Here is a 14,798-nt window from a genome sequence, read left to right on the forward strand (position 1 = left end):
CCGGCCTAGCGCAGCTGGTACAGCGAGGTGGTCTGGTCTTGCAGGACGTTTTCCGAGCACAACACGTAGGTCGATGCGCCAGCCAGGCTGAGCAGCAACGCGCCGAAGGCGAAATGGAGATAGCGTGTCATGACAAACTCCTGAGTGTGTGGGACTTCCGATGTAGCCAGAATAGCCCAGGAGATGTCGGACGGACATCAGCCGAATGTCCGGCGCTTTGTAGGACAAACGCCCGTCTCTATCTTTTTGCCAATATTTACTTGGTTTTCCAGACGATGATGGCGTCGGCCGGCGCGGTGTCGGTGGCGTTCGACACTTCCAGCCAGTGCTGCAGGCTTTCCGGCTGCTTGAGCTGGATGCCGGAGCCGTCGATGTAGCCGATCTGTTCGACCATCTTCGGGTCCATCTTGGCCTTGGACACGGTCGGCGCGCCGGCCACCATGCGGTCGTAGGCTTTGCGGGCCTTGTTTTCCCACTTGTGCAGACTGCTTTCGTCGAAGCGGTTGGCTTCGAAGTAGACCGTCAGCGAACCGTCCGGGTTGCCGTAGCCGACGATGCCGGCGCCTTTGCGGATCGTGGTGGAGGCGTTCACATCAAACATCGGGGTCGGCACGAACACGGCGGCGCGGCCGTTGATGTCGGGACAACCGACCGGCGTGTCCTTGCTGTAGGTGCTGACTTCGTGCAGGGGTGTTCTCTCTTGGGACATGGCTGGATGTATTCTTCGTGGGGTTGGGCTGGCGCTGCATGCGGATGCAGCGTCGATCATTGTAGCGCCAATCTAGTTCCATTAGGCAACAGCTACGCGAAAATTTTGTAACCGGTGATGCCGGAGGCAAACTGCGCTATAGTTTATCGGTGACGGTCTCGATCGGAGGAAGGCATGGCATCTCAGCAGCGATTGCGGGTGTTTATCGTCGATGACAATGAAATGACGCGCGACTTGTTGCGCGTCATCATACAGGGCGAGCAATTCGACGTGGTGGGCGATGCCGGGACGGCCGAATCGGCCAAGCTGCGGCTGCGTTCGCAAAAGGCGGACATCGTTTGCCTGGACGTGGTGATGCCGGACGGCGACGGCCTGAGCCTGCTGGAATGGATAGGCCAGAAGCAGCCGCAGGCGGCCGTGCTGATGGTCACCGCCAGCGCCGACCGCAGCACGGTCGAGCAATCGCTGCGCAACGGCGCCAAGGGCTATATCGTCAAGCCCTTCACGCCGGGCGCGGTGATGGATACGCTCAACCACGTCGTCGCCAAAATGCGCGCCGCCCGCGCGACCGCCGGTCCGGCCTGATGGATGAGGAGCCTGGATGCTGACGATAGATGGCCCGTGGATCAATCCATGGCATGCCGGTCTGGTTGCCGCCGTCCTCTTCTGCAGCGTGATGCAGCTGCTGCTGACCCGCTCCGATCCGGATAGTCCTCATCTGTTCCGCAACAATCTGCTGTTCGGCGGCTTGTGCCTGATACTCAGCCTCTCCAGCAAGCTCATGATTAACATGGAGCAGCGCCAGGCCGCCGGCCTGTTCGAAAGCGCGTCCATGCTCGGCTTCGGCCTGCTGCTGATACGCATCCTCGGCCTGACCGCGTTCCGCGTGCTGCTGCCGGCGCTGCGCATGCACCCGCCGCGCATCATGGAAGACATCCTGCTGGTGCTCACCTACATCGTCTGGGGCCTGGTGTGGCTGCGCGTGGCCGGCCTGGACCTGAGCGGCCTGGTGACCACCTCGGCGGTCATCACTGGCGTGGTCGCCTTTTCGATGCAGGAAACGCTGGGCAATATCCTGGGCGGACTCGCGCTACAGCTCGACAATTCGGTGCGCATCGGCGACTGGATCAAGGTCGACGACGTGCGCGGCAAAGTGGTGGAAGTCCATTGGCGCCATACGGCCGTGCGCACCAACAACGGCAGCCTGATCGTCATTCCCAACAGCGTGCTGATGAAATCGAAAGTGGATGTGTACAGCCGCGAGAGCAAGCCGGAGTTCCGGCGCTGGGTGAATTTCTGGATCGAGGATGGGGTGCCGCCGCAGCAAGTCATCGCCACCGTCCAGGCGGCGCTGCGCCAGACCCATATCGCGCATATCTCGTCGGAGAGGCCGCCCGAATGCATCGTCACCGATTACCGCGAAGGCTTGATACAGTATGCGGTGCGCTACTGGCTCACCAATCCGGCGCACGACGACGGCACCGATTCCGCGGTACGCATCCATTTCTACAGCGCCTTGCAGCGGCAGAGCATGTCGCTGGCCCATCCGTGCATGGACATCCGCCTGAACACGGATACCGAGCGGCGTTCAAGCGCCCGGCTGGCGGCGGAAATGGACGTGCGCAAGCAGGCCCTGGCCAAGGTGGCGCTGTTTTCCGGCCTCACCGAAGAGGAGCTGGCCAAGCTCGCCAAGGCGCTGCGCAACACGCCCTTCGTCAAGGACGACATCATCACCCGGCAAGGCGCGGTGGCGCATTGGCTGTATCTGCTGGTCGGCGGCGAGGCCGACGTGTGGTTCGAAGTCGAGGGGCAGGAGCGCGTCTACTGCGCGACGCTCAAGGCCGGCGATGTGTTCGGCGAGATCGGCCTGCTGACCGGCGCGCCGCGCGGCGCCACCGTCACCGCCAAGACCGATGTGCTGTGCTATCGGCTGGACAAGGAAAACTTTGCCTCCATCCTGCAGGAACGCCCCGAGCTGGCCGACCAATTCGCCCATGTGCTCAGCGACCGCAACCAGGTACTGAACGCCATCCGCACCGACCATGCCGAGCCTGAGCAGGCGCAGCAAGCCACCTATCTGGAAGGCATACGACGGTTCTTCAGGCTGCACTGAGGTGTGTGCAGGCCGGTTGGTTAGCCGACGCTGAACTGCACCGGGATGGACAGGTCGAGCGGGGCGGGGCGTTCTTCAGGCACGCGCGGCAGCGGCGCGGCGCGTTGCAGCGTCTCCAGCGCGGCCTGGTCCAGCGCCGGAACGCCGGAGCTGCGCTCGATGGCGGCCGACAGCACCTGGCCTTCGCGATTGACGCGGCAGCGCAAGGTCACCACGCCCTGATCGCCACGCGCGCGCGCGGCGGCCGGATAGCGGCGGAAGCGTTCCATGCGCGCCAGCACCTTGCCCTCCCAGCTCGATGCGCCGCTGAGTACTTCCTGCGGCGCGGGCGGCAGCGCGGGCGATGGCGGCGCTGCGGCCTGGGTCGCGGCGCTGGATGGCGCCACGCTGCGCGGCGTGCTGCTGACCGGCGCAGCGGCTGGCGGGGCCTCGGCAACCACGGGCACGGGCGTGGCGGCTTGTGCTGCGGGCGCTTGCGGCGACGGCGTTTCGCGCGGCGGCAGCTGGGGTTTTTCTTTCGGCGCGGAGTCCGGGCTGACGCGCTCGGCCTGGCGCTGCTCCACCGGCTTGGGCGGGGCGGCGGCAGGCAGGTAGAGCAGCATTACATTGCGCTCGGCCTGCGGCACGATGGTGGCGCGCTGCGGGGCTTGTGCGTGGCCGTACAGTATCCACGCCAGCAGCGCGCCGTGGACGGCGACGATGGCCGCCGCGGCGAGCGGCCGCGAGGTGGCGCGGGCGTCCGTGCGTGCGGCGGCGCCGGCCGGGATGGTCGGGATGGCCGGCTCGGCCAGAGCTGCGGGCGGCCCCTCGGGACGGCGCAGCAGGTACACCACCAGCATCAGCTCGGACAGCCCGACCAGCACCACCACCGCCAGCGGCGGACGGCCCAGGCACATCGCGACGAATCCGATCGCGATGCCCAGGCAGGCCATGCGCTTGCCGCGTCGCGACACGGCGCGGTGCTCGCGCCACTGGCGCAGTGATGCGCCGTAGCGCGGGTGCTGCAACAAGCGCTGCTCCAGCCGTGGCGAGGCGCGGCTGAAGCAGGCCAACGCCAGGATCAGGAAGATCGTGGTGGGCATCACCGGCAGCAGCGCACCGATCACGCCCAGGGCCACCATCAGCATGCCGAGCGCCATGTAGCCCCAGCGCAGCAGGCGCGCGGCCGGCTTGTCGGCGCCGCCGTCCGGCGCTTCCTGCGTTGCCGGCGGTTGCATCATCAGAGCGTGCGGCCGACGTGGCCGTGCATGCGCATGAATGCCGCCTCGGCGCCGGCGACCACGCGCGCCTCCTGTTCCGCATCGAGGCTGACGCTGTCGAGCGCGGCCGTGAACTGGCGCCAGTGCTGCGCCGCGCCGTCCGGATGGGCGGCCAGGTGGCGCGCGCCGAACCGGCCGTCCAGGCCCAGCTTGCCGGCCAGCTTGTACAGGATCGTGCCGCCCAGCTTGGAGCCCTCAGTCACGTACAACCAGCCCAGCGCCGTGGCCAGGTCGACGTTGATGTCCAGCGGCGCTTCCGGGCCGTCGGCCGGCAGCGCCGCGCCCAGGTCGTCCAGGTCGGCGGCGATGGCGGCGTAGCGGCGCCGCTCGTCGAGCTGCGGCAGCAGCGCGGCCAGGCCGGCGTGCTCGTACAGCGCGTCGACGTCGCGCAGGAAGCTATATTGCGCCTGCAGGAAGCGCGCGTAGTTTTCCTTGCTGGAGAAGGGCGCGCTGGCCATGATGCCGTCGTCCAGTTGTTGATGTGTCGCGGTGGTGCGCGCTTTCAGGCGCTGGCTGCGGCTCAGGGGAAGATCGTTAGGGTGCATGGGAATTCCTTTGATGGATGGCTTAGAATTTGACGCCCAGCGACAGGCGCACGGTGCGGCCTGGCCCCGGCATCAGGCTGAGGGTGAGCGGATCGAGGTAGTAGCGGTCGGTCGCGTTGTCGACGCCCAGGTCCAGCGTGGTGTTGTCAGCGAGCTTGTAGCTGGCGAACAGGTCGACCAGCGTGTAGGCGCGCGTCAGCACCTGGGTTGCCGTGCCGGCCGAACTTTGCCACTGCGCGTCCGGATCCTCGGTGGCCAGCGGCGAGCCGACGTGGCTCAGGCGCGTGCCGAAGGTCAGCTTGTTGTCCAGCAGGCGGGCGCCCAGCGTGACGTTCATGCTCAGCTTGGGCTGGATGTGGTTGCTCACATAGGAGGTGGTGAAGCCGATTGGCGAGCAGTCCGGCGTCTCCTTCATGCGCGGCAGGAAGCTGCCCTTGGTGCGCAGGTAGGCGGCGGTGGCGGCGTCGCAGATCAGCGTCTTGCGGTTGTAGGTGGCCGATAGTTCGCCGAACATCCGGCCCCGGTCGTAGCTCGATTGCAGCTCGAAGCCGGACACCTGGTAGCTGTCGGTGTTGGCCATCGAGAAGTTCTGCGCCCAGGCCGGCAGGCCGGCGATCTGGCGCCGCGTGATGTAGTCGCGCGTGATGTTGTCGAAGTAGGCCAGCTTGACGCGCAGCTTGTCGCTGTCGCTCCAGACGCCGTCGCGCACCAGGTTCAGGCCGATCTCGCGGTTGTCGCTGCGCTCGGGCTTGAGCGGCGAAAAATAGGTGGCCGAGAAGCCCAGCGTCGATTCGTACAGGCTGGGCATGCGCAGGCCGCGCGCGGCGCGCAGGTAGACGCTGACGCTGTCGGACAGCCGCGCCGTCAGGCCGAACGAGGGCGAGAAGCCGTGGTCCTTGCGCTGCAACGGTTCGCTGTATTTGAACGCGCCGGGAATGTCGTCGTGGTAGACGTAGTCGTTGGGTTGCGCGTAGTCGACCTGCGATACATCGATCGGCACCGGCGGCTTGCCGTAGTTCTCGACCATGCCCACGCCGGTCAGCATGGGATTGGTGGCGGCGCTGAACTTGCCGGCGTCGTCCTGGTACCACTTGACGCTGCCGATGTTGTCGCCGGCCTTGTCGTACAGGTTGACCCACTGCCAGCCGCGCGGATCATGCAGCTGCTCGGCCATGCGGTTGCGGTCGCGGGTGCCGTAGCGCTGGTAGCGTCCGCCCGCGTCGACGGTCAGCCAGTCGAGCGGCCGCCACTGCAAGGCGAGGAAGGCGCTTTCCTCGTGGCGCTTGCCGTTGCGCTGGGTGCGGTTGTGGTTGATATCGTCGTCGATGATCTTGACGTCCTTGCCGGGGCCGATGTTTTCGTTTTGCAGCGACAGGCCGTAGTTCAGCCGCAGCGGGCCGAAACGGGTGTCCAGCTGGCTGGTGTTGCTGAGGTCGGCGCCGACGCGGCGCGCCTGGGTCTTGGCCAGGTACAGGCTCTCGACGCAGTCCTGGCATTCATGGTCGCCGGGATTGGGCTTGCCTTCCAGCGGGTTGTGGAAGATGTCGCCGTTGCGGGCGGCGCTGTGCATATCGGTCAGCCACAGATTGGCCTTCAGGTCGAGCAGCGACTGGCCGGCAGGCTTCCAGCCGTAGCGCGCGGTCCAGGCGTCGGTGCGCACCTGGCTGGTGTTCCACTGCGGGATGTAGCCGGTGCTGTTGCGGTAGATTTGCGACGGCATTACTTCGCCGAAGGCGCTGTCGAAGTAGCGGTAGCCCAGTTCCAGCGTCTGCGCGCGCGGCAGGCGCAGCACGCCCTTCAGCAGCATCGAGGTGGTGGTGTTGGAAGTGTTGAGCACTTCGTCGCCGGCCTTGAAGAACTGGGTCACGCCGCTGTCGTCGCCCCATTCGTCGAGCATCTGGTAGCGGTTGTAACCCTTGGTGCCGGCGAAGTAGTTGCCGATGTGGCGGCGGCTGTAAGCGGCCACCAGATCGTAGTCGTCCTGGCTGGTAGCGGCGGCCACGCTGCCGTAGCCGCTGTGCGCGTCGAGCAGGCCGTTGCGGTCGCGCCGCGGCGTGGCCGAGAAATCGCCGGGAGCGCTGACGCTGTTGCTCTGCAGGCCGCCGCGCAGGCGCACGCCGCTGCGCGCGCCCGGCAGCAGCACGTCTTCCGGACGCAGGGTCTGCATGCTGACCATGCCGCCGATGGCGCCGGCGCCCTGGGCCGACAGGTTCGGTCCCTTGTCGATGCGCACGTCGCTGATCAGGTCAGGATCGATGTAGCTGCGGTCGGCGATGCCGGCGTAGCCCCGGTAGACGGTCGACGATTGCAGGCTGCCGTCGATCAGCACCGGCACGCGGCCCTGTCCCTGCAGGCCGCGTACGTTGATGTCGACGGCGCCGCTGTTGCGGCTGTCGCCAACCTGGACGCCTGCGGTGGCCTTGAACATGTCGGCCGGCGAGGTGCCGCGAAAGCGTTCGATCTGCTCGCGGCCGATGTGGGCGGCCGACGACGATAGCGTGTAGGGCAGGTCGGCCGGGTCGGTGTCGCCATCCGACGGCCAGGCGCTGCCACCGGCCTGGCCGTGCACACTGAGCGTGCCGATCTGCACCGCGCCGGCCGCCGCCTGCGGCGCCGCCGACAGGATGATGCTGCCGTCGCTGCGGATGTCGGCGCGCAGGCCGCTGCCGGCGAGCAGTTGGCGCAGCGCTTCGGCGACGCTGAAGCTGCCCTTCAGTTGCGGGCTGGTGCGGCCCTGGGTCAGCCTGGCGTCGGCCAGCAGCGACATGCCGGCCTGGCGCGCCAGTTCGTTGAGGGCGCGGCCCAGCGGCTGGGCGGCGATGTTGAATTCGGTGCCGGCGGCCGGCGCCGCCTGGGATGGGGAGGGCGCGGCGAAGGCCAGGGCTAGCAGCAGAAGCAGGGGAGAAGACTTGCGGCGTATCAATGAAGGCATCGTTGTTTCCTATGGTGATGAAGGTGTCGCTCATAGTTAAAACGAATGAGTCTCATTTACCCTGACGTCCGCAATGAAATAAAGTTGACCGGCCGGCGCGCCGGCTCAGCGCGCCACGATGCGGCGCACGCTGCCGTTGCCGACCACCCGCACCGGCAGGGCCAGCGGCAGCGCGGCGGCGAACTGGGCGGGGTTGCCGACGTCGAAGCTGCCGCTCAGGCGCAACTGGGCCACGGCGGGATCGACGATGCTCAGGCCGCTGTCGGCGTAGCGGTCGAACTCGGCCAGCGCATCGGCCAGCGTGGTGTCGTCGAAGTTGACGCGGCGCTGGCGCCAGCTGCCCACGGCGGCGGGCGCCACGCTGAGCGGCGTGGCCGCGCCGTTTTCCGCCAGGATCAGACCGTCGCCGGCCAGCAGCGCCGGCGCCGTTGTGCTGCGGCCTGGTCCCGCCACCGAGACTTTGCCTTGCTGCACGGCGACGTTGACCTGGCCGCCGGTGTGGCGCACGGAGAAATGCGTGCCCAGCACCGTGACGCGGGCTGGGCCTGCGTCGACGTGGAAGGGACGCTGTGCGTCGGGCTGGACGTGGAACATCGCCTGGCCGCGCAGCAGGTGGACTTCGCGGCGGTCGGCGTAGAGCGCCACTTGCAGCTCGGTCGACGTGTCCAGCTCGATGGTGCTGCCGTCGGGCAGGCGCTGCACGCTGATTTCGCCACGCGCCGTGCTGAAGGTCTGGGCGTAGTCGGGTTCCATCAGGTGGCGGTAGCCAAGCAGGCCGCACAGCAGCAGCACGCAGGCCGCGACCGCGCCGCGTGGCACGGCGTCGACGCAGCCGCGCAGCCAATGCGCCACGCCGGCCCAGCGTGAGGCGGCGGCGGCGGGCGCGGCGTCGTTGCGCCGTAGTTCCGCGACGCGGGCGGCCGGCAGGCTGGCCAGCAACTGGTCGGTGCGGCACATCTGCTGCCAGGCCAGCGCGTGGGCGGTGTCGCCGGCCAGCCATTGCTCCAGCTCGGTCTGTTCGGCCGGCGTCAGGCCGGCGTCGCGGCGCAGCAGCCACTGGGCTGCGGCGATGTCGATGTCCTCGCTGTTGGAGGTGCGGTGCAGGCTCATGCGCGCACCTCCGTCGCGATCGCCTGTTTGCAGGCGACCATCGCCCTGATGATGTGCTTTTCCACCATGTTGACCGAGATGCCCATCTGCGCGGCGATCTCGATATGGCTCAGGCCGTCGAATTTGTAGAGGGTGAAGGCTTGCCGGCAGCGTGGCGGCAGGTTTTCTATGATCGCAAGCAAATGTTCCATGTGCTGCCTGTCGGCCAGTCGTTGTTCGGGTTCGTCGGCGCGCGAGGCGAGCGGCTCGTGCAGGGCGATGTCCTCGTAGCGACGCGCCATGCTCTGGCGCTGCTGGTCGATGACGATGTTACGCGCCGTCACGTAGAGCAGGGCGCGCTCCCGGCTGCCAGGCTCGGCCGCATTGCCGGCGCGGCCGACGGCCAGCACGCGCGCATAGGCTTCCTGCACCACGTCCTGCGCCTTGTCGCGGCAGCCGGTGGCGCGCGCCATCAAGCGCAGCAGTTCCTGGTAATAGCGTTCGAGCACCGCGTCGCGTCCTGTCAAAAGGAGGCATGATAGCAATCCGTACGAATAATAACAAGAATCATTCGCATTTACGATGTTGACTTGAGGGAGGGGCTGAGATGGGCGATGCGGAAGGGGAGGGGAGGTGACTGAAGGTGCAGACGAAAAAAAAGCCGCTAGGGCGGCTATTTTTTCAACGTTCAAACAGTGGGGTGGCTGATGGGGCTCGAACCCACGACAACAGGAATCACAATCCTGGACTCTACCAACTGAGCTACAGCCACCACTGATTTACTTCGCTTTGTCTACTGTTTCGTAGACAGGTGCCGAATTATACAAGCCAGTTTTGAATCCTGCAAATCTAAATGCAAAGATTCTTCAAAAAATCCGAACTTGCTCAAACATCAACCTTTTCCACCGGCGGATGCAGGCCCAGCAGATTGGCGAAGGCCGGCGCCAGCGCGCTGACGTCCGCCGTCGTGTAGCCGCGCAGGGAGGCGGATGCCTCGCCGGCGGCCGGTGCCGGATGCAGCAGGCCGCCGGCGTCCAGCAGGCGCACCAGTTGCCGCGCTACGGCGTCGCCGGTGTCGATCAGCGTCACGTCCGGATGGCCGTGCTCGCGCAGCACATGTTCTATGCCCTTCTGGACGAAGGGGTAGTGGGTGCAGCCCAGCACCAGCGTGTCCGCGCCCTGTTCCAGCAGCGGCGCCACGTATTGCTCCAGCAGCGCGGCGATGGCCGGTGTTTCCAGGTCGCCCAGTTCGATCTGGTCGACCAGGCCGATGCAAGGCTGCAGCAGGAACTCGGCCCGCGTGGTGGCGCTGATCTGCTCGCGCAGTTGCAGGAATTTTTCGCCCTTGAGCGTGCGCGCCGTCGCCAGCACGCCGACCTTGCCGGAGCGGGTGATGGCGGCGGCCGGCTTCAGGCCGGGCTCGACGCCCACCACGGGCAGATCTGGATAGCGCGCCCGCACCGCCTTGATGGCGGCCACGGTCGCGGTGTTGCATGCGACCACCAGCGCCTTGATGCCGCGCTCCAGCAGGAAGGCGGCGACCAGCAGCGCGCGGTCGACCACGTACTGCTCGGTCTTCTCGCCGTAGGGCGCATGGCCCGAATCGGCGAAGTAGATCAAGTCCTCGGCCGGCAGCTGCGCGCGGATGTGACGCAGCACCGACAGCCCGCCCACGCCGGAATCGTAGACGCCGATAGGAGCACCGGGAGTGCGGGCGACTATCATCAGGCGGTAAGGACCGGAACGTTCAGCTGTTCGATTTTGGCTTTCCATTCCTTCGGACCGGTTTCATGCACCGAAGTACCGGCGGCATCGACTGCCACGGTGACAGGCATATCCACCACGTCGAACTCATAGATCGCTTCCATGCCCATATCGGCAAAGCCCAGTACCTTGGCGCCCTTGATTGCCTTCGACACCAGGTAGGCCGAGCCGCCGACCGCCATCAGGTAGGCCGACTTGTGCTTCTGGATCGACTCGATGGCGACAGGACCGCGCTCGGCCTTGCCGATCATCGCGATCAGGCCGGTTTTTTCCAGCATCATGTCGGTGAACTTGTCCATGCGGGTGGCGGTGGTCGGGCCGGCCGGGCCTACCACCTCATCGCGCACCGGATCGACCGGGCCGACGTAGTAGATCACGCGGTTCTTGAAGTCCACCGGCAGTTCCTCGCCCTTGGCCAGCATGTCCTGGATGCGCTTGTGCGCGGCGTCGCGGCCGGTCAGCATTTTGCCGTTCAGCAGCAGGGTCTGGCCCGGCTTCCACGAAGCGACTTCTTCCTTGGTCAGCGTGTTCAGGTCGACGCGCTTGGACTTCTCGGTGTCCGGCGCCCAGCTGACATCAGGCCAGGTCGACAGTGGAGGCGGGGTCATGTAGGCAGGACCGGAACCGTCCAGCACGAAGTGGCCGTGGCGGGTGGCGGCGCAGTTCGGGATCATCGCGACCGGCTTCGACGCGGCGTGGGTCGGGTAGGTCATGATCTTCACGTCCAGCACGGTGGTCAGGCCGCCCAGGCCTTGAGCGCCGATGCCCAGCGCATTGATGCGGTCGCACAGTTCGATACGCAGCTCTTCCAGCTTGTTCTGCGGGCCGCGCTGCTTGAGCTCGTACATGTCGATGTCTTCCATCAGCACTTCCTTCGCCATCAGCATCGCCTTCTCGGCGGTGCCGCCGATGCCGATGCCCAGCATGCCTGGCGGGCACCAGCCGGCGCCCATGGTTGGCACGGTTTTCAGTACCCAGTCGATCAGCGAATCGGAAGGATTCATCATGACCATTTTGGATTTGTTTTCCGAGCCGCCGCCTTTGGCTGCGACCTTGACGTCGACGGTGTTGCCTTCGACCAGTTCCATGTGGACCACGGCCGGCGTGTTGTCCTTGGTGTTCTTGCGATCGAAGTGCGGGTCGGCCACGATCGACGCGCGCAGCTTGTTGTCGTCGTAGTTGTAGGCGCGGCGCACGCCTTCGTTGACGGCGTCGGTGACGGTGCCGCTGAAGCCTTCAAAGCGCACGCCCATGCCGATCTTCAGGAAGACGTTGACGATGCCGGTGTCCTGGCAGATCGGACGCTTGCCTTCCGCGCACATGCGCGAGTTGGTCAGGATCTGCGCGATCGCGTCCTTGGCGGCCGGGCTTTGCTCGTGCTCGTAGGCGCGGGCCAGGTGCTCGATGTAGTCGGCAGGGTGGTAGTAGCTGATGTACTGGAGCGCGGCGGCAACGGATTCAATCAGGTCTTCTTGCTTTATGATGGTCATGATGTTCTCGCGTGGTGAATGGGATATTAATGGGATTCGTTGTGGGTCAGCGTGGTGATGCGGTCGGTGTACGAGATCGCCAGCGCCGACAGCAGGAAGACCACGTGGATGCCGGTTTGGGCGATCAGCGTCTTCTCATCGTAGACGCTGGCGTTGATAAAGGTTTTCAGCAAATGGATGGACGAGATGCCGATGATGGCCATCGCCAGCTTGGTCTTCAGCACGGAAGCGTTCACGTGCGACAGCCATTCCGGCTGGTCCGGATGCGTGTCGAGATTCATGCGCGAGATAAAGGTCTCGTAGCCGCCGATGATGACCATCACCAGCAGATTGGAAATCATGACCACGTCGATCAGGCCCAGCACGACCAGCATGATGGTGGTTTCGGTCAGCTTGGCCGGCGCCGCGTGGGCTGCTGCTGCGGCGGCCACCGCTTCGGGCGTAGGGGCGTGCACGGCCACGGCTGCGAGGATGTGCTGCAAGGAGGCTTCGTTGCCCATGATGGCGCCGATCAGGTCTTTCAGCTCGACCCAGAAATGGAACACGTAGACGCACTGTGCCAGGATCAAGCCCAGGTACAGCGGCAACTGCAGCCATCGCGTCATGAAGATAAAGGCGGGTAGCGGTCGCAGCTTCGGTTGTGGCTTGGTCATTAGGGCGGAACTCCTTGAATTGGTGCAGACTAACGGAATGCCGATATTTTACACGTGCCGTCCAGCAATCGCAGCCGACGGCTACTACATTCCTCCTACATCGCAGCCGTTGGCTACTACATATGGTTGATGAAATATTGGTAAAATTACATAGAGCGCCACATCCTCCGCCGGGGACTATCAATCTGTAAGGGCTCAGTAAGCGACGAAGTTTATGTTTATAGCAAACGATTACAACCTCTGGAGACACGCATGAGCAGCACAACTACCCAACAAGGTCCACAGGAATCCCGCGTCTTTACGCCACCGGCGGCGTTTGTAGCACAGGCCACCGTGGCCGGCATGGACGCCTACAACGCCCTGTGCGCCGAAGCGGCGGCCGACTATGAAGGTTTCTGGTCGCGTCTGGCGAAGGAAAACCTGGTGTGGCAAAAGCCGTTCACCAAAGTCCTCAACGAAGACAACGCGCCGTTCTACAAATGGTTCGAAGACGGCCACCTGAACGTCTCGTACAACTGCCTGGACCGCAATCTGCAGAACGGCAACGCCGACAAGACCGCCATCATCTTCGAAGCGGACGACGGCAAGTCCGTCAACGTCAGCTACAAGGAATTGCATGAGAAGGTCTGCAAATTCGCCAACGGCCTGAAATCGCGCGGCATCAAGAAGGGCGACCGCGTCATCATCTACATGTCGATGTCGGTGGAAGGCGTCGCCGCCATGCAGGCTTGCGCGCGCATCGGCGCCACGCACTCGGTGGTGTTCGGCGGCTTCTCCGCCAAATCGCTGCAGGAGCGCATCATCGACGCCGGCGCTGTGGCCGTCATCACCGCCGACGAGCAACTGCGCGGCGGCAAACAGCTGCCGCTGAAAGCCATCGTCGACGAAGCGCTGGCGCTGGGCGGCTGCGACACCATCAAGGACGTGATCGTCTACAAGCGTACCGGTGGCAACATCAACTTCCAGGAAGGCCGCGACCTGTGGCTGCACGAGCTGGTCGCCAACCAGTCGGCCGAGTGCGAGCCGGAGTGGGTGGATGCCGAGCATCCGCTGTTCATCCTGTACACCTCCGGCTCGACCGGCACGCCGAAGGGCGTGCAGCATTCCAGCGGCGGCTACCTGCTGTGGGCCGCGCTGACGATGAAGTGGTCTTTCGACATCAAGCCTGACGACGTGTACTGGTGCACGGCCGACATCGGCTGGGTGACGGGCCACAGCTACATCGCCTACGGCCCGACGGCGGTGGGTGCAACGCAAGTGGTATTCGAAGGCGTGCCAACTTTCCCGAACGCCGGCCGCTTCTGGGACACCATCGCCAAGCACAAGGTCAGCATCTTCTACACCGCGCCGACCGCGATCCGTTCGCTGATCAAAGCGTCGGATGTGGATGCGAAAGTGCATCCGAAAAATTACGACCTGACGTCGCTGCGTTTGCTGGGCACGGTGGGCGAGCCGATCAATCCGGAAGCATGGATGTGGTACTACACGCAGGTGGGCGGCGAGAAATGTCCTATCGTCGACACCTTCTGGCAGACCGAGACCGGCGGCCACATGATTACCCCGCTGCCGGGCGCGACGCCGATGGTGCCGGGTTCGTGCACCTTGCCGCTGCCGGGCATCATGGCCGCCATCGTGGACGAGGCTGGTGTGGATGTGCCGAACGGGCAGGGCGGCATCCTGGTCGTCAAGCGTCCGTGGCCTTCGATGATCCGCACCATCTGGAACAATCCGGACCGGTTCAAGTCGAGCTACTTCCCTGAGGAGTTGGGCGGCAAGATGTATCTGGCTGGCGATGGCGCGATTCGCAACAAGGATACGGGTTACTTCACCATCACCGGACGGATTGACGATGTGCTGAACGTGTCGGGGCACCGCATGGGCACGATGGAGATCGAATCGGCGCTGGTGGCCAATCCACTGGTGGCCGAGGCTGCGGTGGTGGGCAAGCCGGACGATACGACGGGTGAATCGATCTGTGCGTTCGTCGTGCTGAAGCAGGCGCGTCCGACTGGGGAAGAGGCCAAGAAGCTGGCGTTGGAGTTGCGCAATTGGGTGGCCAAGGAGATTGGGCCGATTGCCAAGCCGAAGGAGATTCGTTTTGGGGATAATTTGCCGAAGACGCGGTCGGGCAAGATCATGCGTCGCTTGCTGCGGGTATTGGCCAAAGGTGAGGTGATTACGCAGGATGTGTCCACGTTGGAGAATCCGGCGATTCTGGAGCAGTTGAAGGAAGCTTCCTAAGGG

Annotated in this window: 13 protein-coding genes and 1 tRNA gene; 3 read left to right on the forward strand and 11 right to left on the reverse strand. The window is 65.0% G+C overall.

From position 1 onward, the window contains the following. Positions 1 to 5: 5 nt before the first annotated feature. Positions 6 to 131, reverse strand: coding sequence for a hypothetical protein (locus GEV02_RS33525; protein ID WP_268878618.1), 126 nt, complete (start codon positions 129 to 131; stop codon positions 6 to 8). Positions 132 to 256: 125 nt separating this feature from the next. Continuing rightward, on the reverse strand, positions 257 to 709 hold the full coding sequence (locus GEV02_RS05780) for a hypothetical protein (protein ID WP_152837024.1): 453 nt from the start codon (positions 707 to 709) through the stop codon (positions 257 to 259). A gap of 174 nt (positions 710 to 883) precedes the next feature. Here GEV02_RS05780 and GEV02_RS05785 point away from each other — a divergent pair, with 174 nt between their 5' ends. Both GEV02_RS05785 and GEV02_RS05790 read left to right on the forward strand, forming a co-directional pair. Then, positions 884 to 1,294, forward strand: a complete 411-nt coding sequence (locus GEV02_RS05785; RefSeq protein ID WP_152837026.1) for a response regulator — start codon at positions 884 to 886, stop codon at positions 1,292 to 1,294. Between the two features lie 16 nt (positions 1,295 to 1,310). Then, the gene (locus tag GEV02_RS05790) at positions 1,311 to 2,822 is read left to right on the forward strand and encodes a mechanosensitive ion channel family protein (RefSeq protein WP_152837028.1); all 1,512 of its coding nucleotides are present in this window, start codon (positions 1,311 to 1,313) and stop codon (positions 2,820 to 2,822) included. A 20-nt stretch (positions 2,823 to 2,842) separates the two neighbouring features. Here the strand turns inward: GEV02_RS05790 and GEV02_RS33795 are convergent, their stop codons facing one another. The 9 genes from GEV02_RS33795 to GEV02_RS05845 form a co-directional block, all read right to left on the reverse strand. Then, complete coding sequence (locus tag GEV02_RS33795) at positions 2,843 to 4,042, reverse strand: TonB family protein (RefSeq protein ID WP_174998987.1); 1,200 nt, start codon at positions 4,040 to 4,042, stop codon at positions 2,843 to 2,845. Then, positions 4,042 to 4,626, reverse strand: a complete 585-nt coding sequence (locus tag GEV02_RS05810) for a biliverdin-producing heme oxygenase (RefSeq protein WP_152837030.1) — start codon at positions 4,624 to 4,626, stop codon at positions 4,042 to 4,044. Before GEV02_RS05810 ends, GEV02_RS33795 begins: the two co-directional genes overlap by 1 nt. A gap of 22 nt (positions 4,627 to 4,648) precedes the next feature. After that, complete coding sequence (locus GEV02_RS05815; RefSeq protein ID WP_152837032.1) at positions 4,649 to 7,558, reverse strand: TonB-dependent receptor; 2,910 nt, start codon at positions 7,556 to 7,558, stop codon at positions 4,649 to 4,651. A gap of 105 nt (positions 7,559 to 7,663) precedes the next feature. Continuing rightward, the gene (locus tag GEV02_RS05820) at positions 7,664 to 8,668 is read right to left on the reverse strand and encodes a FecR family protein (protein ID WP_152837034.1); all 1,005 of its coding nucleotides are present in this window, start codon (positions 8,666 to 8,668) and stop codon (positions 7,664 to 7,666) included. Next, positions 8,665 to 9,156: a sigma-70 family RNA polymerase sigma factor gene (locus tag GEV02_RS05825; RefSeq protein ID WP_328595734.1), complete on the reverse strand. Its 492-nt coding sequence runs from the start codon at positions 9,154 to 9,156 to the stop codon at positions 8,665 to 8,667. Before GEV02_RS05825 ends, GEV02_RS05820 begins: the two co-directional genes overlap by 4 nt. Before the next feature lie 187 nt (positions 9,157 to 9,343). Continuing rightward, positions 9,344 to 9,419: transfer RNA gene (locus GEV02_RS05830), tRNA-His, on the reverse strand. 113 nt (positions 9,420 to 9,532) lie between these two features. Further along, positions 9,533 to 10,372, reverse strand: coding sequence for a glutamate racemase (gene murI, locus GEV02_RS05835; RefSeq protein WP_152837036.1), 840 nt, complete (start codon positions 10,370 to 10,372; stop codon positions 9,533 to 9,535). Beyond that, positions 10,372 to 11,901, reverse strand: coding sequence for a fumarate hydratase (locus tag GEV02_RS05840; protein ID WP_152837038.1), 1,530 nt, complete (start codon positions 11,899 to 11,901; stop codon positions 10,372 to 10,374). Before GEV02_RS05840 ends, murI begins: the two co-directional genes overlap by 1 nt. 26 nt (positions 11,902 to 11,927) lie before the next feature. Continuing rightward, positions 11,928 to 12,554, reverse strand: a complete 627-nt coding sequence (locus tag GEV02_RS05845) for a YqhA family protein (RefSeq protein WP_152837040.1) — start codon at positions 12,552 to 12,554, stop codon at positions 11,928 to 11,930. Positions 12,555 to 12,806: 252 nt separating this feature from the next. On the opposite strand from GEV02_RS05845, the gene acs reads away from it, so the two are divergent. Beyond that, positions 12,807 to 14,795 carry an acetate--CoA ligase gene (gene acs, locus GEV02_RS05850; protein WP_152837042.1) on the forward strand — a complete coding sequence of 663 codons (1,989 nt, stop codon included), beginning with the start codon at positions 12,807 to 12,809 and terminating at the stop codon, positions 14,793 to 14,795. Positions 14,796 to 14,798: the final 3 nt, after the last annotated feature.

This window comes from Rugamonas aquatica, assembly GCF_009380215.1.
GTDB classification, from domain to species: domain Bacteria; phylum Pseudomonadota; class Gammaproteobacteria; order Burkholderiales; family Burkholderiaceae_D; genus Rugamonas; species Rugamonas aquatica_B.